This is a genomic window from Nitrosomonas sp. Is79A3, from assembly GCF_000219585.1.
Lineage (GTDB): Bacteria > Pseudomonadota > Gammaproteobacteria > Burkholderiales > Nitrosomonadaceae > Nitrosomonas.
Genome location: NC_015731.1, coordinates 761,712 through 779,345, shown reverse-complemented (window position 1 = coordinate 779,345; position 17,634 = coordinate 761,712). Strand labels below are relative to the sequence as shown.

Here is a 17,634-nt window from a genome sequence, read left to right as displayed (position 1 = left end):
CGATACTTTTATAAATCGCAACCATGTCCTACCGGAAGAATCTTACAGTACGGCATTTATTCCTAAACTAGCTCCTTTTCATAGGCTGAGATCACTTCTACAATCACCGATCGTGCCGCGATCGCTTTGGATGAATCGCCGGATTCACTGGATTCTTTTAGATCCTGCAGTGCATTTTCCATCTTCACTCGCTGCAAAGCGCCCAAGCGTAATTCCAGGTCCGGCAGAAAAATATTGGCATACAAGGATAATCTCTCGGCCGCAAGCATCGCCAGAGCTTTATCAGTACCAAATGCTGATTCCATCAGGCGCAGATTTCTATTCATTTGGCCAATAATGCCTCTGCTTATTTCGCTGACGATTTCGTCAGCGGCTACATTTTCCAAACCACCGATCAATTGCGCTTTGATGCGATTGCTGCCTGACGGGTTATCCTGTGAAATAAATCCTTCAACGATACGATAGAAAAACTCTCCTTCAATCTGTTTCTCCCTTGCATCGTCGGCATCGGTATCCCTTTTTGCGATTATCCCTTCGACTTCGCTCAGCACACCAATCAAGAAACTTCTGACCAAAGGAATCACTATGTTTTCACGTGCTATCGCAACCTGCGCTAGATCATCCGCGCTCGCTTTGTTTAAGGCTTGCCTACCATTTACAAAAGCGAGCGTAATCTGATCGTCTAAATTCGGATTACTCCCAGCTTTAAGTGTTTGTTTATCCGCTGTCAATACCATATTCTCCTTGGCTGCCGTACCGATAATAGCCTGGTAAGCTGCATAGGCCAGATCCCATTCAAACAACAGATCATCTATTGCAAGATCATCGAAATGATCACCCACCAAAGTTATCCGGTTATACACAGCAAGGGCGAAAACGCGCTGCAGAGATTTGTCTATCGCTTGAGCAGCTAACAGAACTTGATTTTCATTCTTAATGAAATCTATCGCTGTCAGAATATCCTTATCAATGGACAATCCGTACATTTGGTCAATGAACTGCGTCAATTGCTGCAAATCACCGGAATACTGTGCAGCAATCGCATCCGCATCCAACGGAAACTGATTCCGTAACTCACTGACCGCTTGAAATGCAGCCACAGCGCCATCAACGATTAATCCTGTCTCATGCGTTTTTGTGTATTTGGTGACATTAAGCTCATTCTCATAATTGGTCAGAATCGTTGAAATAGCTTGACGCGCTTCTGCCGATTTCGGCCCACTATTCTCACTGCTCGCACTTTGCAGATTACTTAATGCAGTTTCCAGATTGCTGCGCACGCTAGCACCTAGGCGTAACTCTATATCCGGCAAAAGGATCTTAGCAAAACTCATCGCGCCCGAAGCTTCCGCCATCGCTTGCACGCGATTTACGCCAATATTTTCTGCTTGGCCATTCATCTCACCTTTTACCCTACCGGTCAAACCTTTACTTAATTCGCTCACGATTTCATCCGCTACAATGCCTGCGGCATTTCCCGTTAGCTGAGCTTTAATGAGCAAATTACCTGTTGGATTATCTCTCGCAATCAGCGATTCGATAATACGATAAAAAATTTCTCCTTCTTTTTGCTCCTTGCGCGTCTCTTCTGGATCTGTATTTCGATGTTCGATTGCACCTGCTACTTCACGTAAAACCGCAATGTAATACGCACGTGCTAATGACATCCTCGTAACATAGCGCTCAACAGCAACCGTTGCGAAATCTTCGGTCGGATTGCTTTTGTTTAGCGCCGATCTAATTCGCGCAATCGATTCATTAAACTGAATATCCAATCCTGGATTGCTGCCTTCTTCTATAGACTGTCTATCGGCAGTAAGCACTTGATTGGCTCTTGCAACAGTTCCAGTTATCGCTTGGAATGCTGCGACTGATTCATCTAACATTTGAATTAATGTGGCTGACGTTGCTTCATCAAATTGATCTCGTATGGCGGTAATTCGATTCCAGATATTTTGATAAAAGACACGCTGCAATGTCTTATCGATCACTTGACCCGCCAATTCTGACTCTCTATCCTTTTTGATATCATCAATTGCAGCCAGGATTGCGCTATCCAGACTCAGCGCATTGGCCGTATCAACCTCCTGTGCCAGTGTTTGCAACGTTCCAGCGTAAGCATTAGTAATAGCATCTGCGTTCATTGGCGACTCTTTTCGTAGCGTCCCAATCTTTTTGAAAGCCCCAACTGCCGTTTCAATGGCATGAATATTTGATGACGGCTCCGATGTCGCGGCAAGTATCCCTGCACTACTCATTCCAAGCACACTGAAGCTCAAACACATAACCAATGCTCTGCTCATTGAAATGATGCATTCTTTAGAAAAAAACATTATGGAAGATCCTTCTTAAATTATAAATGATAATACGAACCTAAATGATAACTATTTTCATTTACAAAATCAAATAAAATCCCGCCTAAACTTATTCAAGCTACTAGAAATTAACGCTCAACATGGCTCGGACAGCAAATGGCGATCCGGGCGTAATGTTGTTATTATTTTGCACTGCTGCAAAATAATGAGTATCAAACAGATTTTCAATGTTCAATTGCGCACGGACCTGTTTCGTTAATTGAGCAAATAGGGCGGCGTCTACGCGCGTAAAATCCGGTATCTTGACTGTATTATCCGTCGAAGCAAACATGCCACCCCGATAAATCACACCAAAAGCCGCACCAATCCGAGGGGTTATATCATATCGATTCCATACTGAGAATGTATGACGGGGAAGCTCTGCCACCGATGCGCCTTTTAAGGCGGCACTTGATTGGGTACTGGTAATTTCACCGACTTGATAGGCATACCCTCCCATGACGCTCCAGTTTGAAGTCAGTTGACCGTTGAGGCTCACCTCGACTCCCTGGATGCGCTGGCCTTTGGTTAAAAAAGATCGCGATGAATCATTCGGATCAACCGTAATTACATTTGTACGATCCAGTTGAAACACAGCGCCTGTTAAAGCCAGATCAGGACGAATATCCCATTTAACCCCTGTTTCAAGGGTTGTAAATTTTTCTGGCTGAAGTACGGCAGACGTTACTGTTAGTGAAGTCAGTTGATCACCCGCGCGCGGAACATAGGCCCGGCTATAGCTCGCATAAATCGAAACAGGCTGTATCGGTTTATAAATTATGCCAAAGCGTGGAGAAATCAAACCATCGCTCGTCTTTAAGTGGGTTCTGTCGCCATTTTTTTGTTGAAAATTCACTTCGAACAAATCATAGCGAACCCCGGCAATTAGCTGAAGTTGAGGCAGTAGCTCAATCTGATCCTGAACGTATAATGACGTAACATTCACCACACTCCGATTGAATGCATCCTGATCTTTGGTTAAAAAAGTAATCGGTACATTCGTAATCGGATTATTTAAAGGGACCCGCAGGCTGCCGCTTGACAGATCATTATTAAAAAAACCTGTCTGCCGCCTGTTATGGGTTTCCTGGCGACCAATCTCGATACCAGCCATCAGCGTATGTGAAATCGGACCAGTATTTAAAGAATAGAGTAAATTCGTCTGATTAAAAACATTCTCACGGGTGGTCGCATTATTGTAGGCACCCAGATTTAACGAATCCACTCCTCTAAGGGTAAAAACTTGACTATTCGCAAATATATTTTGATATAACTTATCATAAGTTGCGTAATTCGTCCGGTTTTGCAGCGTAAAACCGGAATCGAATTTGTGTTCAATCATCGAGTTGAACGATAACACATCAATTTTTGCGTTGCTGCGTTTAGGATCACCGAAAAACTGCGATCTATGTACGTCAACAGGCTGCCCCATAAATGAAGGAATCCCCCGGTCCGCCGTACGATCATCGTGGAAACGCTCCATGTTTACGATCACTTTGGTGCGATGAGTCGGTTTGATTGTAACCGTTGGTGAAATCCCAAGCCGCTCCATACTGACACCATCTCGAAAACTTCCAGAATCTTCGTACATGGCATTCAAACGAACTGCAGCCACATCATTAATCACATGACCTACATCAGCCGTCATTCTTTTTTGATTAAATGAGCCCCCCTGAAAAGTAAATTCTCGTATTGGATTCCAGTTTGCTTGCTTCGAGACGCGATTAATAACGCCCCCCGAACCACCGCGGCCAAAAATCATGCCATTTGCGCCTTTCAGCACCTCAATCCGGTCAATGTTATAAAGATCCCGGTAGAATTCGGCATCGTCCCGGATACCGTCTATAAAAAAATCACCGGTCGAGCGGTTACCACGAAATACAAGCGCATCACGATTACCTTCACCTTGCGAGACACCCACACCGGGGACATAACGCACGGCATCACCGATACTCCGGATTGATTGATCTTTAATCAGTTCATTGGTTATCACCGAAATGGATTGCGGTACATCGCGCAACAAAGTATTGGTTTTCGTTGCTGTACTGGTACTTACTGCCGCATACCGGTTTGTATTGCTGGCGGTGATCTGTATTGAAGGCAATGTAGTCACGACAGGATCTGCTGAGGACCCAGGTACTTCTGTAAGTGTAAAACTATCGTTCTGTTGCACTACTTGCAGGCCGGAACCTGCAAGCAACTGATCCAGCCCTGGTTTAATCTCAAAATCGCCGGTTAATCCTAGCGTTACTTTTCCCTGTAATTTCACAGGATCAATAGCAAGTTTTATCCCCGCTTGTTGCGAGAACTGAATTAAAGCCTCGTGCAAGAAACCAGCAGGAATATTGTAGGTCCGTAGCGCAGGCGTGGCACTATTTAATGATTCTGCGAAACCTGGTTTAGGCAAAAAAACAAACGCCAGACTCAGGCTGATCAATACTGCAAAAAAATAAATACTTCGAGCAAGACCATGGATAATCATAATATTAGGGCGTAATTATTTTTGCAGTTTTTACCAAACCCTGAAACAGGTAACTGTCATTTCAACATAACAAATTAGACGGAAAAGGATCCGATGATGAAGATAGGTCTAAAAGGCAGCTTGGATTAGGTTCGTCGACTAATTACACCGGTTACTCTGTTTGCAGTTAGCCAAAACATCCTTGAATTCGTACAACAGAAACATATCTGGAACTTCCTAGTAACTCATGCTTTCTTACTGCGCGCCAAGTAAGCGGCAATCGTCAATTAAAGAAAAAACCATACCGCTACTGCTTCTCCTTTTCAGGCTGCAGTTCCACACATACATGTTGATTGGGGAATGAAATCCTGTAATTGGGATTTTTGTACCAATGTCTGATCCAGTACCTGTTTAGCATGGCACGCACAAATGCCACATTGTTCGGTAACCCCCAGAGTGGCCTTCAGGTCTCTCATGCGATCGGCGCCCTGATAGATCGCTTCGCGTATTGCACTTTCTGTTACTCCTTTGCAGACACATACATACATATTAAACACCTTAAGATCTATATTCGAAATAAATTTATATATAAAACAAAGATCAAAAAATTATTACTAATGAGAATGATTCTTAATTATACCAGCATCTTTATAAAAAGCAATCCCATTCAACCCTCCCCCAGGCAAAATTTATAGCGCCTGGAACCATCTCTGCATCACGGTGCAACTGGAGAGAAAATCCGACAAAAATTAGAAATAATCATTTCTGATGCAGTATTGAATAACCAGGAATTACGCAGGAGGATGGTAAAAAACTTGAATGATTTGAGAGCTTAGCAGGCTGTTGAGAAACTATCTGCGATGCCACTACGATGTTAAAAACAAGCTCAAAATGTTCATTTATCACGCATAAACGGCACTTTTTCGCCTGTTTTTCCTTACGGCGGCTGCCTCGGAAACGTTTTTCAACAAACTGTAGCGCATGTAACTGGTGAGAAAACTTGGCAGTATCAAACTAAGCGCTTGTCAGATCAGAAATAATCTCCCGCATCAGGTATTTTATATTGCCCTGCCAAGTCTTGCTGAACAGATCTTTTTTTCTGTAACGTCTCTACCTGAAGAAGATTCAAGACTGGCTTTGATCGTTCTTACTGCTCCGAAGGATCCGTAATAAAGCCGATTCTCGCCATACCGGCTTTGGCTGCTATGCTCATCACCCGTGCAACGTGCTCATAATGTGCCAGCTTATCCGCGCGAATATGTAGTTCTGTTTTAGGCGCCTGAGTCACTTTCGCTGCAAAGCGCGGCGCCAATTGTTCCAATGCTACGGGCTCACCGTTCCAAAAAAGACTGCCATCCGCACGGATAGCCAATTCAACATGCTCCGGCTGAGTAATATTGGGAGCACTCTCAGCTTTTGGCAAATCGATTTTGACTGAATGTGTAAGCAGCGGCGCTGTAATAATAAAAATTATTAACAATACCAGCATGACATCCACCAGCGGCACCACGTTAATTTCCGCCATGGGTGCCTGACGCCCGCTATCTTGCATACTCCCGAATGCCATTATTGCCCCCTTTCAACAGCGATGTCCGTCATTTCTGCGACAGCCGCCGGCGGTGTTTGCAGTGAAGAAGCCGGTGCATCATTGTTATCACCTACAGTAATCAGTGTGAACAGATCATGCGCAAAAGCTTCCAGGCGCGCGAGCCAAATACGATTCCGGCGCACAAAAGCGTTATAGGCAAGCACTGCCGGTATAGCCACTGCCAGCCCTAATGCTGTCATGATCAATGCTTCACCGACAGGACCGGCCACTTTATCCAAGGTGCCCTGACCTGAGAGTCCAATCTGTATTAACGCATGATAAATTCCCCATACCGTTCCGAACAAACCAATATAAGGCGCCGCCGAACCTGCGGATGCAATCAGAGTCAGACCATTTTCAACACGGGTAGCTTCCTGATCAATGCCGTTCCGTAAAGTGCGTGTAAGAAACTCACTGGCACCGCCAGCGGCTGCCAATTTATGTGAGCTGTGAATCTTGGAATCAGCTGCCGCATCAATACCCAGCTTGGCAAGCTCTGCAAACGCATTATTCGGGGCGGCATTCTTAAACTCCACATTAACCGCTTGCAGGGAATCAAAACTCCAGAAATGTTTTAGGAAAGCTTCGGCGCGGCGTTTAGCAATAAGGTTCGCAATAGTTTTTGTGATGATCAAATACCAGCTCGCAATTGAAAGTGACAACAGTAATACCAGCACACTGATGCCAACACCATCGATTTGAGCGAGAAAGTGAGAAAAGCCGAGTCCTTTTTCCATTGGTTAATTTCCTTGCAGTACAAAATTAAAAGGTTGTAAGGCAACAGCCCGAACCGGCTGGCCATTTCGCAGCGATGGATTACATTGCCAGCTTTTCACTGCGGTTAATGCAGCCGCATCAAGACGCTCATAACCACTGCTATTTATAACTTTTGCATCATCAATATGCCCAGTTTCGTCCAATTCCACGCGCAGCACCAATTTACCCTCTTCGCCCATACGCCGGGAAATGGCAGGATAATCGGGGGCAGTCAATTTAGGACAAGAAACAGACAACTCCGATGACAACGTGACTGGCCCTGTTTGCATTTGCGTTGGCGGGACCGCAGCCACAGGTTTGGATTCTTTCGCTTGCTCCATTACTGGTTCTGGTAAAGATTCAACCTGTTTCTGCTCAGATGCTACAGCCGATTTTGCTACAAGGCGCTCTTGTTTCGGCTTAACCACAGGTTTCTTAGCTGGCTGGAGCTTAACTGGTGCAGGTTCTGGCAAGGCTTTAGGTGCAGTATTAGGCGGTGATGATGCAATCAACTCGGCAAATAAGGTAACCACTTGTTCAGGTGGTGGAATTAAACGTTGATTCCATAGAAAATAAAATAATGCAGCATGCACTATGAGTACAAACAGCAATCCGGGGAATGAGATCAAACGTTGCTGCGACCCTAAGTACTCAATATTTTTCCGAGATAATGATTGCATTACAGAATAACAAATAATCCAGACAAACTTCTTACTTACTTGATCTAAAATAGCTTGGATGCCAGTGATTTTTCTTTTTGTTTATGAACGCCAATACAACTTCGACATATGTTGTTAATATATATAAATTCGGGTTATGCTTATCTATGAAATATAATAACGCAAACGATAATAATTATCAATCACCAAGACTTATACTGAATTATTTTTTAGCATACAATTCCCGTTAATTCCTCAGCGATTCTTATTCGGCTATCACATTCGTAGCGTCACTTTTATCGACCCAATTCAAACATGATCTCCTCAACACCCGGTTTCTGGCGGCGAATAATCTGCATGATTTATGAGTTTCTTCTCTTATTGGCTGTTTTATTTATTGCCAGTTTTATTTTTCATCTCATTTTCAGCGATACACAAGCCGCCTATTTTAGGCCATTGTTTCAGTTTTATCTGCTTGTTATTATGGGGTGCTACTTTTCCTGGTACTGGACACATGGCGGACAAACGTTGGCTATGCAGACATGGAAGATGCGACTTGTCGCCGCAGATGGCAGCAGCTTAACGAAAAAACAGGCCATTACACGATACCTGTTTGCATTAATAGGCATTTTCTTTTTTGGTTTTGGAATTATCTGGGCGCTATTGGACCGGGATCGTCAATTTCTTCATGACCGGTTGGCAGGGACACGCATCATTAAAAAAGAAAATTAAGAATTGATAAAAATTTGCTACTTTCTGGGGAAGTCATTAGGCCTTATCTATGCACTTAAGCAATGCACAGAATTTCAAGTTTTGTTTTTAAGAAACAATGTATAATAAAAAATTGTTATAATTTTTCCGGCGTGTTCATTTACATATTTAAAGATTGATTTCCATAATCCGTAAAATATGAATACAAACCATACTTTCATACAGATCTTATTCCAAACAGATGCGTAGCCAAATTTTCTCCGCAACCACCAATCTAAAACTCTTGCTCAGAGAATGCGCAATCCAAGGTAATAGTCTAATTATCTTAGTTGCAACGCTCTCTATTTTGATAATTGATTTGCATCTGCCATTGGGTGTTGCGGCCGGTGTACCGTATGCTTTAGTCATATTTGCGAGTCTGTGGGTGTGCGGAATTCAATTTACCTATTTGATTGCTGCGTTGGGCATTATGTTCACAATAGCCGGTTTCTACCTATCACCCGGCATTGCAGTACCGATGAATATTGTTCTGTTTAATCGGGGAATTACATTATTATTGATTATTTGCTCCGCGATGATGGTCATCAAGATCAAAAAGGCGAATATAGACATATCCACCCTAATGTCTCAGATACTGGTCGACCCAATCACCGGATATAAGAATAGGCAAGCTTTTGAGACTGAATTAGACACCGAAATATTACGCTGCAAACGATATCATCGAAATCTATCAGTCGCCATTATTGACATTGATCTCTTAAAGCTATTTAGTGATAACTATGATTTTAGAAATAAAAATGATTCCATAAAAAAAATTTCTCAAGAGATCAAAGCGGACATCCGCACATCCGATCTTTTCTACCGCATAGACATTAATGTATTCGCTATCGTATTTCCTGAAACAGAATTAGCCAAAGCAAAAGAAGTATGTGAAGCCATTCGCAAAAAAGTTACTGCCAAGATAGATAAAAACACAGAAAATAAAATCACCATAAGTATCGGCATCGCTATGTTGAGTGAAGCCGATAAAAGAATAAATTTATGTAAGCGTGCAGAAGATGCGCTATTTATTTCAAAACGGAACGGAGGGAATTTTGTTTCAACTTTGCCCGAAGTTGCCAATAAAGATAAACCTCACGTAGCTGCTATCTTATCGCGATCAAGATCTTAGTTGAATAAATTTTGAGATTTTTCTCGAACATTTTCACTTTCAGGATTGAAACCAAGACAGATGCTATCTTGCTCGACCCTACTCAAATACCTAAGATTTCAACAATAAAATGTATTTACCGATGCATTAGAGAAATTACTTCAAATTCTCTTATATAATTCAGTGTATCAGTCAGACCAAACCTTTCGTTTCTGAGATACCCATGAGTTTAATGAATAAACCAATGGCCAAGAAAAGTGGCCATTCCTTCTCACCAAGAGTAGCTCGATTATTGCGTGAATCCGGCTGGCTGATCCTGGTAGGCGCTGCACTTTATCTCATAATGATATTTTTCAGTTATGATCGCGGTGATGCAGGCTGGTCACATAGCGGCGATTTCAATCAGATTCAGAATGCGGGCGGACACGTTGGTGCATGGCTGGCTGATTTTCTGCTGTACCTGTTTGGCGCATCCGCATGGTGGTGGGTCGCTTTCTTTCTCTCAGCCGTGAGCTGGAGCTATCATCGTATTGATACCGCAGGAATTTTTGACCGGCACTCCCTGTTACTCTCAGCAGGAGGGTTTCTACTATTATTGTCAGCCAGTAGCGGATTGGAATCGCTCAGGTTTTACACCATCAGTGTTTCACTACCGCTGGTGCCTGGCGGCATGCTGGGCAGCACAATAAGCCATTATTTCTCGCAGATATTAGGTTTTACCGGTGCAACACTGACATTATTAATATTCATCGCGATTGGTTTCAGTCAATTTACCGGCCTATCCTGGGTACGTTTTGTAGAAAAGATTGGTGAAAGCATTGAGAATCTCTTATTACTGATAAAAGATCTGTGGGAAACAAGAAAAGACAAATTTGCAGGCATCATAGCATCACGCGTACGCGAAAAAGTTGTCGAAAATGAAAAGAAACGCATAGAGAGTACTCCGCTTCTGCATATTGAGCCGCCAACCACGAATATAATTAAATCGCAACGTATCATCAAAGAGAGACAGCCCTCGCTGTTTTCTGATTTACCCGACTCGCCTTTACCCCCTTTGCATCTTCTGGATGAGCCCGAAAAAGACTTTGAAGTACTTTCCAAGGAAACCATTGAATTCACTTCGCGTTTAATTGAACGAAAACTCAAGGAATTTGGTGTGGATGTGAAAGTAGTCGCCGCCTTTCCCGGCCCAGTTATCACCCGCTATGAAATTGAACCGGCGGTCGGCGTCAAAGGCAATCAGGTCATCAATCTGATTAAAGATCTGGCGCGCGCATTATCCGTTGCCAGTATCCGGGTGGTCGAAACCATTCCGGGGAAAACCAGTATGGGACTCGAGATTCCCAACCCCAAGCGGCAAATTGTGCGACTGCAGGAAATCCTCAGTTCACAGGTCTATGCCGATTCCGCTTCACCACTGACCATTGCGTTAGGTAAAGATATCAGCGGCCGCCCGGTCGTATCGGATCTGGCGAAAATGCCTCATGCGCTGGTAGCAGGGACAACTGGATCAGGAAAATCCGTCGCGATTAATGCAGTCATTCTAAGCCTGGTCTATAAAACCACTCCCGATCAAACCCGCCTGATCCTGATTGACCCGAAAATGCTGGAATTATCCGTATATGAAGGCATCCCGCATCTGCTAACACCCGTTGTAACCGACATGCGCGAAGCCGCCAGCGCGCTACGCTGGTGTGTCAACGAAATGGAACGGCGCTACAAGCTGATGTCAGCGCTCGGTGTCCGCAATCTCGGCGGCTACAACCAGAAAATTCGTGATGCAGCTAAAAATGAAGAGCCTGTAGTTGACCCATTTGCGCCGCCAGAAGCACCGGAGTACCTGGAAGAATTACCGCTCATAGTCGTGGTGATTGATGAATTAGCCGATTTGATGATGGTCGCAGGTAAAAAGGTTGAGCATCTGATTGCCCGGCTTGCACAAAAAGCACGGGCATCCGGCATACATCTTTTATTGGCAACGCAGCGCCCTTCGGTCGATGTGATTACCGGCCTGATCAAAGCTAATATTCCGACCCGGATTGCCTTTCAAGTATCCAGCAAGATTGACTCACGCACCATTCTCGACCAAATGGGTGCTGAGGCGCTGCTGGGCCAAGGGGACATGCTGTATTTACCGCCGGGTAGCGGCTACCCGCAACGCATTCACGGCGCTTTTGTTGCCGATCACGAAGTACACAGGGTGGTTGAGTATCTGAAAGAACATGGCGAACCGAACTACATCGAAGATATTTTAAAGATTGATGACGAAGAAAGCGATGCCGGTAATTCGCTTGACCCGAAGAAGTCAGCAGAGGGTGAAGCCGATCCACTCTATGACGAAGCTGTCGCCATCGTCATCAAAACCCGCCGCGCTTCGATCTCTTTGGTGCAAAGGAATTTGCGCATCGGCTATAATCGCGCAGCGCGGCTCATCGAAGAAATGGAACGCACCGGTTTGGTTTCATCCATGCAAAGTAATGGAAACCGGGAAGTATTGGCCCCGGCACGCGGCGAATGATCCAATTCTCAGCTACCATGCTTAATATCCCCCGACAACATCACAACAGGAACATTATGGTTCGTTCAAGCTGTGCCTTCTTTTTCTTGTTATTCGTCAGCCTGATACCGGTATGCGTTGAAGCGGCCGCCATCGACAGTCTCAAAACCTTCATCCAGGAAACCCGTACGGTACGCGCAAATTTTTCACAAACGCTGTATGACAAAAACGCACGCACGCTACAGGAATCAAACGGTACCATGCAATTTGAGCGCCCGGAGAAATTCCGCTGGACGTATGATAAACCTTATGAGCAACTCATCGTAGGTGACGGCACTCAGGTCTGGTTTTATGATCGTGACCTCAATCAGGTTACCATACGGCAATTCAATATTGCTATCGGCAGCAGCCCGGCCGCCCTGCTTGCCGGTAGCAGCGCCATTGAAGACAATTTTGAGCTGATTGAGCTCGGTCTGCAAAATCAGATTGAATGGCTTGAAGCCATCCCCAAAAGTAAAGAAAGCGCTTTTGAGTTTATCCAAATGGGATTCTCACCGGAAGGCGCGCTCAAAATTATGGCGTTACGCGATAATTTTGGTCAAACCACATTACTGGTATTCTCAGATCTGGATAAGAATCCCAACTTACCGGCTGATTTATTTAAATTCATACCTCCTGACAATGCAGATGTCATCAGCGAGTGATACCGGTCTGTTTTCACCCAACAAACCCAAAGCACCCCTCGCCGAACAGTTACGTCCCAAGCATCTGAGCGACGTTATCGGGCAAAGCCACCTGCTCGCTGCTGGAAAGCCGCTGCGTCTGGCTTTTGAATCGGGCAAACCGCATTCGATGATTTTATGGGGTCCGCCGGGAACAGGAAAAACCACGCTGGCACGCATTATGTCAACCGAGTTCAATAGCGAGTTCATTGCTTTGTCTGCCGTGCTGTCAGGCATAAAAGATATCCGCAATGCGATTGAACAAGCCCAATTAGTTTTACAACAAAGCGGGCGGCATACCATTCTTTTTGTCGACGAAGTACACCGTTTTAACAAATCGCAACAAGATGCATTCTTGCCATACGTTGAACAAGGCTTGATCACTTTCGTCGGCGCCACGACCGAGAATCCCTCGTTTGAAGTGAATAATGCGCTACTGTCACGTGCGCAGGTTTATGTGCTCACTGCCTTATCCCAAGAAGAATTGTCTCAGCTATTTGATCGCGCACAAAAACTGGCGCTCGGTAATCTGCAATTCTCGGACGAAGCGCGACATCTCTTGATCGAATTCTCCGATGGTGATGCGCGACGTTTGCTGAATTTACTGGAACAAATCAGCACCGCTGCTGAGACCGAAGACATACTGCAAATCAGCAAGGACACTGTACTCAATGCATTGCCACGTAATGCACGCAACTTTGACAACGGCGGGGACGCGTTCTACGATCAGATATCCGCCTTGCATAAATCCATTCGCGGATCCTCACCCGACGCGGCACTCTACTGGCTGTGCCGTATGCTGGATGGTGGAACCGATGCACTGTATATCGGGCGGCGTTTGATTCGCATGGCGAGCGAAGACATCGGCCTGGCAGATCCCCGCGCCTTGCGTCTGGCTTTAGATGCCTGTGAGACTTATGAGCGGTTGGGCAGCCCCGAAGGCGAGCTGGCATTGGCACAAGCGGCTTTGTATCTTGCTTGCGCACCGAAAAGTAACGCAGCCTATTTGGCCTACAATAAAGCACGTGCTTTTATTGCCCACGATAAATCACGCCGTGTCCCCATCCATCTGCGCAATGCGCCAACCCAATTGATGAAAGAAATCGGTCATGGAAACACATACCGCTATGCGCATGATTGCCCGGAGGCATACGCGGCTGGAGAAAATTACTTCCCGGACGAAATGCCGGAGGTCAGTTTTTATCAACCAACGGTTTATGGCTTAGAGCAAAAAATACAAGAAAAAATGACTTATTTGCGCAATTTGGATAAGCAAGCTAAGCATAAAATATAGCAATCTCAATTTTAATGGAACGAAACTGGGATTCTCAGAGATACCTAAAAATCATTTCAATCTATACCGGCTATTTTGGAGTTTTTGCATGTTAGAGATTCAACAACTACGGACTGATCTGGATACTGTCACTCGGCGGCTTACCAAAAGAGGTTATGCCTTTCCGACCGAAGCGTTCAATGCCTTAGAGGCGGAACGCAAAACCATTCAGACCCAGACTCAGGAGCTGCAAGCACAGCGCAATGCGGCGTCAAAGAAAATCGGCAATGCCAAGAGTAAAGGGGAAGATGTTTCGGCCATAATGGCCGAAGTGGCGCATCTGGGCGACGCGCTAAAGCAAGCCGAGACGCAATTGGAGCAAATTCAGAACAGCTTGCAGAAAATATTGCTCGAAGTCCCTAACCTGCCGCACGACAGCGTGCCGGAAGGAAAAAATGAAGAGCATAATCAACAGATTCGCCGCTGGGGCGAGCCACGGCAATTTGATTTTGACATCAAAGATCATGTCAGTATCGGTGAAGATCTAGGGTTATTGGATTTTGAGACGGCTGCGAAACTCAGTGGCGCGCGCTTCAGCCTGATGAAAGGCGGGCTTGCTCGTTTACACCGCGCACTCGCACAATTCATGCTGGATACCCATACACAAGAACACGGCTATATTGAAACGTATGTACCCTATCTGGTTAACCAGGAAAGTTTACGCGGTACGGGTCAGTTACCCAAATTCGAAGAAGACCTGTTTGCCGTCAATACAGGTGGCGCAGAAAATAGCACCGCGAACCACTCGCCTGCATTTCATCTCATCCCGACCGCGGAAGTACCCATTACCAATATGGTGCGTGATGAAATCGTACCGCTGCAATCCCTGCCGCTAAAATATGTTGCACATACGCCGTGTTTCCGTTCCGAGGCGGGCAGCTATGGCAGGGATACGCGCGGGCTGATCCGCCAGCATCAATTCGACAAGGTTGAACTGGTGCATATTGTTCACCCCGAACAATCCTATGAAGCTTTGGAACAACTGGTCGGTCATGCGGAAAAGATTTTACAGAAATTGGCACTCCCATATCGTGTCATGGCACTGTGCACCGGCGACATGGGGTTTTCGGCGGCAAAAACATACGATATTGAAGTCTGGCTGCCGGCACAAAATACCTACCGGGAAATCTCCTCATGCAGTAACTGTGAAGCATTCCAAGCGCGGCGCATGCAAGCACGCTTCCGTAATGAAAATGGAAAACCCGCGCTGCTGCATACATTGAACGGTTCCGGTCTGGCTGTGGGCCGCACGCTGGTCGCGGTGCTGGAAAATTATCAGAATGCGGATGGCAGTGTCTCCATTCCGGAAGTTTTACGTCCTTATATGAATGGTCTTGACCTACTCGGGAGTACCGGAGGAAAATGAAATTGAGGTATCTTTTATTATTTTATAGGACTCATCATCATGCACAATGAAAATACCAGTAAGCCAAATAATAGTGATATTGAAGCGTTAGAAGCGGAAGTTCGTGAGGCGGTAGCCAATGGTTCACATATCCAGGATACCGTACACCGTTTAACGCTGAAAGCCATGAATGCGCAACATATTGACCTGGAATCCTTAAAGCGGATTATCACAGCCGTCATGCAAGGCGCGCACGACGGTACTTCGCAACAGTTACTACAGGCAACCAATCAGGCGCATGCTGCAAAATCACAAATCATTGAAGCCGTCGCTGGATTGGATTCAGCGCTGGCAAAATTTGCCGAAGCTTCGAAACTTGCCATTGAAGAAGCGGCAGGGCAGGCAAAAAAATTCTCTGATACAGAATTGGCGCGCACCCGCTCTGACCTGGAGAGCCTGGAAAGTTTATTCCTGGATACGCTGCATCACACCGCCACAGCCGCACAAGGGTTGATTGCCGATGTTCTGCTCGATTTGAGCCATCATGCCAAAAATACTGGCACTAATGTGGGTTCGCAGTTGAAAGAAACATTAGCCACTCTTGCGCAACAAATCGCCTCGGTTGGACATTCACAAGTGGAAGCCGGTGCCAGTCTGGCACAAAAAACCGCTGATTTTGTGAGCAAATCAGCGAATGGCGTGCTGTCTGGAATCAAGGATCAAGCCAAAACCGGCAAACACTAAACTAGCCCAGCCGGTTTAACCATGATCTTCGCCGCCCAATGCATCGATGACATCGGTGATGAGTTGGCTCAATTCACCCGTCATAATGGCAAAGTCACTGGCAAATAATTCTTCATCCGATTCGGTGGATTCTTTCAGGATATCCAAAGGTGTAATCCGCCGAAGTTGAAGATTATCCTGCAAAACAAATGAAACTTTGCTGTTCCAAGTCATCGCCAATTTAATCACCCGCTTTCCTGCGCGGATATGCCGCGTTGTTTCTTCGGCTTCCAAAACATGGCGGGTATATTTGACCGTTGCTTTCTCATCACTCATGCCTTGCAGTTCACAATCGCGATCTATCGTGAATATCGACGGCAAGTCATCGCCGGACAACCATCGTGTCATGGCCGAAGCAGGCGAAATTTGCGTATCCAGCGGCTCCAAAGCCAGGTCATTCACCGATTTCAGCAGTACCTCAACGAATTCATCGGCTTTGTTGGGACTCGCCGTATCGATAACCACCCGGTTATTGATGCCATCGATCCAAGCATAGGTTTTGTGGCGTTGTGTAAAAGCGCGCGGCAATAATTCAATGATCGTGGCTTCCTTAATGTCTCTAACCTGTTTCTTGCCCGGTTTGTAGCCTTGCATTTGTTCAATTTGCACAAGCCTGGATTTGGCATGTTGATTGATCACCCCAGCCGGCAATAATTTCTTTTCGACCCCCAAAGCGACCAGCCACTGCTGGCCATAAGCATGCACAAAACTCTCTTTCTCCTCGCGCGGCACGACCCAGCCACGGCTTTGCATCTCCATTTGCATGCAGGGTTGCAAGGCGCGCTGTGAAAGTGCCTCCTCGAGACTATTCAGTGTTATATTTCCACCGGTGATACGATAAGCTTGTAAGTTTCTGAACCACATAATTTTACTCAACTAACTGATTGTTTATTTAGCAATTATCATTGCATGAAAAAAGTTTACTCTGCCAACAACTTGATGGAAGCACAGATAGTACTTGATCTGCTCGAACACGCCTATATCCCGGCGCAATTATTTAACCAGCACGCGCAAGGCGGGATGGGAGACATTCCGTTTACGCATGCCTACCCGGAAGTTTGGGTCATGCGTGACGAAGACTATGAACGCGGTAAATTGATTGTACAAACGTATGAAAAAACACCGGCAACAACCGGCACCATCCATTGTCCTGCTTGCGGCGAGGAAAATCCAACTAATTTTCAGTTATGCTGGAAATGCGGTTCCGGTCTGGAAATTGTTCTGCGCCCAAGCAACATGCCTGAGTAGTTGCTAAAATCCTGTTGCGGTGGATAG

Annotated in this window: 15 protein-coding genes; 8 read left to right on the top strand and 7 right to left on the bottom strand. The window is 45.5% G+C overall.

The window, feature by feature from the left end; all coding sequences use genetic code 11:
• Nucleotides 1-62 precede the first annotated feature (62 nt).
• The 6 genes from NIT79A3_RS03530 to NIT79A3_RS03510 form a co-directional block, all read right to left on the bottom strand.
• Nucleotides 63-2,285: a hypothetical protein gene (locus tag NIT79A3_RS03530; RefSeq protein WP_348225709.1), complete on the bottom strand. Its 2,223-nt coding sequence runs from the start codon at nt 2,283-2,285 to the stop codon at nt 63-65.
• Between the two features lie 151 nt (nt 2,286-2,436).
• A complete protein-coding gene (locus tag NIT79A3_RS03525; protein WP_348225708.1) occupies nt 2,437-4,761 on the bottom strand; it encodes a TonB-dependent siderophore receptor in 2,325 nt (774 codons plus the stop codon).
• Nucleotides 4,762-5,138: 377 nt separating this feature from the next.
• Nucleotides 5,139-5,363 carry a (2Fe-2S)-binding protein gene (locus NIT79A3_RS18150; RefSeq protein WP_013964888.1) on the bottom strand — a complete coding sequence of 75 codons (225 nt, stop codon included), beginning with the start codon at nt 5,361-5,363 and terminating at the stop codon, nt 5,139-5,141.
• 599 nt (nt 5,364-5,962) lie between these two features.
• Nucleotides 5,963-6,382 (bottom strand): biopolymer transporter ExbD, encoded by a 420-nt coding sequence (locus NIT79A3_RS03520; RefSeq protein ID WP_013964887.1) that lies wholly within the window; start codon nt 6,380-6,382, stop codon nt 5,963-5,965.
• Complete coding sequence (locus NIT79A3_RS03515) at nt 6,382-7,140, bottom strand: MotA/TolQ/ExbB proton channel family protein (protein ID WP_013964886.1); 759 nt, start codon at nt 7,138-7,140, stop codon at nt 6,382-6,384. The genes NIT79A3_RS03520 and NIT79A3_RS03515 overlap by 1 nt, the downstream gene beginning before the upstream one ends.
• 3 nt (nt 7,141-7,143) lie before the next feature.
• Entirely contained in the window at nt 7,144-7,839 is a 696-nt protein-coding gene (locus NIT79A3_RS03510) for an energy transducer TonB (RefSeq protein ID WP_013964885.1), read from the bottom strand.
• Nucleotides 7,840-8,133: 294 nt separating this feature from the next.
• Between NIT79A3_RS03510 and NIT79A3_RS03505 the strand changes: the two genes are divergently transcribed.
• From NIT79A3_RS03505 to NIT79A3_RS03475, 7 genes are all read left to right on the top strand, one after another.
• Nucleotides 8,134-8,550: an RDD family protein gene (locus tag NIT79A3_RS03505; protein ID WP_013964884.1), complete on the top strand. Its 417-nt coding sequence runs from the start codon at nt 8,134-8,136 to the stop codon at nt 8,548-8,550.
• Between the two features lie 220 nt (nt 8,551-8,770).
• On the top strand, nt 8,771-9,700 hold the full coding sequence (locus tag NIT79A3_RS03500; protein ID WP_013964883.1) for a GGDEF domain-containing protein: 930 nt from the start codon (nt 8,771-8,773) through the stop codon (nt 9,698-9,700).
• Nucleotides 9,701-9,902: 202 nt separating this feature from the next.
• Nucleotides 9,903-12,197 (top strand): DNA translocase FtsK, encoded by a 2,295-nt coding sequence (locus NIT79A3_RS03495; RefSeq protein ID WP_013964882.1) that lies wholly within the window; start codon nt 9,903-9,905, stop codon nt 12,195-12,197.
• 56 nt (nt 12,198-12,253) lie between these two features.
• Nucleotides 12,254-12,880: an outer membrane lipoprotein chaperone LolA gene (gene lolA / locus NIT79A3_RS03490; RefSeq protein WP_013964881.1), complete on the top strand. Its 627-nt coding sequence runs from the start codon at nt 12,254-12,256 to the stop codon at nt 12,878-12,880.
• Nucleotides 12,858-14,192 (top strand): replication-associated recombination protein A, encoded by a 1,335-nt coding sequence (locus NIT79A3_RS03485; RefSeq protein WP_013964880.1) that lies wholly within the window; start codon nt 12,858-12,860, stop codon nt 14,190-14,192. Before lolA ends, NIT79A3_RS03485 begins: the two co-directional genes overlap by 23 nt.
• An 88-nt stretch (nt 14,193-14,280) precedes the next feature.
• The gene (gene serS, locus NIT79A3_RS03480) at nt 14,281-15,597 is read left to right on the top strand and encodes a serine--tRNA ligase (protein WP_013964879.1); all 1,317 of its coding nucleotides are present in this window, start codon (nt 14,281-14,283) and stop codon (nt 15,595-15,597) included.
• 39 nt (nt 15,598-15,636) lie between these two features.
• Complete coding sequence (locus NIT79A3_RS03475; RefSeq protein ID WP_013964878.1) at nt 15,637-16,320, top strand: DUF6781 family protein; 684 nt, start codon at nt 15,637-15,639, stop codon at nt 16,318-16,320.
• Between the two features lie 15 nt (nt 16,321-16,335).
• On the opposite strand, the gene NIT79A3_RS03470 is transcribed toward NIT79A3_RS03475, so the two are convergent.
• Nucleotides 16,336-17,223, bottom strand: coding sequence for a recombination-associated protein RdgC (locus tag NIT79A3_RS03470; RefSeq protein WP_013964877.1), 888 nt, complete (start codon nt 17,221-17,223; stop codon nt 16,336-16,338).
• Between the two features lie 45 nt (nt 17,224-17,268).
• Here NIT79A3_RS03470 and NIT79A3_RS03465 point away from each other — a divergent pair, with 45 nt between their 5' ends.
• Complete coding sequence (locus NIT79A3_RS03465) at nt 17,269-17,607, top strand: DUF2007 domain-containing protein (protein WP_013964876.1); 339 nt, start codon at nt 17,269-17,271, stop codon at nt 17,605-17,607.
• The last annotated feature ends 27 nt before the right edge of the window (nt 17,608-17,634 follow it).

Bases quoted from the DNA above. Each gene is read 5' to 3' on its own strand.
- NIT79A3_RS03505 (WP_013964884.1), top strand. From the start codon at position 8,134: ATGATCTCCTCAACACCCGGTTTCTGGCGGCGAATAATCTGCATGATT.
- NIT79A3_RS03465 (WP_013964876.1), top strand. From the start codon at position 17,269: ATGAAAAAAGTTTACTCTGCCAACAACTTGATGGAAGCACAGATAGTA.
- NIT79A3_RS18150 (WP_013964888.1), bottom strand. From the start codon at position 5,363: ATGTATGTATGTGTCTGCAAAGGAGTAACAGAAAGTGCAATACGCGAA.
- NIT79A3_RS03510 (WP_013964885.1), bottom strand. From the start codon at position 7,839: ATGCAATCATTATCTCGGAAAAATATTGAGTACTTAGGGTCGCAGCAA.
- NIT79A3_RS03520 (WP_013964887.1), bottom strand. From the start codon at position 6,382: ATGGCATTCGGGAGTATGCAAGATAGCGGGCGTCAGGCACCCATGGCG.
- NIT79A3_RS03500 (WP_013964883.1), top strand. From the start codon at position 8,771: ATGCGTAGCCAAATTTTCTCCGCAACCACCAATCTAAAACTCTTGCTC.
- NIT79A3_RS03495 (WP_013964882.1), top strand. From the start codon at position 9,903: ATGAGTTTAATGAATAAACCAATGGCCAAGAAAAGTGGCCATTCCTTC.
- NIT79A3_RS03530 (WP_348225709.1), bottom strand. From the start codon at position 2,285: ATGTGTTTGAGCTTCAGTGTGCTTGGAATGAGTAGTGCAGGGATACTT.
- lolA (WP_013964881.1), top strand. From the start codon at position 12,254: ATGGTTCGTTCAAGCTGTGCCTTCTTTTTCTTGTTATTCGTCAGCCTG.
- NIT79A3_RS03485 (WP_013964880.1), top strand. From the start codon at position 12,858: ATGCAGATGTCATCAGCGAGTGATACCGGTCTGTTTTCACCCAACAAA.
- NIT79A3_RS03470 (WP_013964877.1), bottom strand. From the start codon at position 17,223: ATGTGGTTCAGAAACTTACAAGCTTATCGTATCACCGGTGGAAATATA.
- serS (WP_013964879.1), top strand. From the start codon at position 14,281: ATGTTAGAGATTCAACAACTACGGACTGATCTGGATACTGTCACTCGG.
- NIT79A3_RS03475 (WP_013964878.1), top strand. From the start codon at position 15,637: ATGCACAATGAAAATACCAGTAAGCCAAATAATAGTGATATTGAAGCG.
- NIT79A3_RS03515 (WP_013964886.1), bottom strand. From the start codon at position 7,140: ATGGAAAAAGGACTCGGCTTTTCTCACTTTCTCGCTCAAATCGATGGT.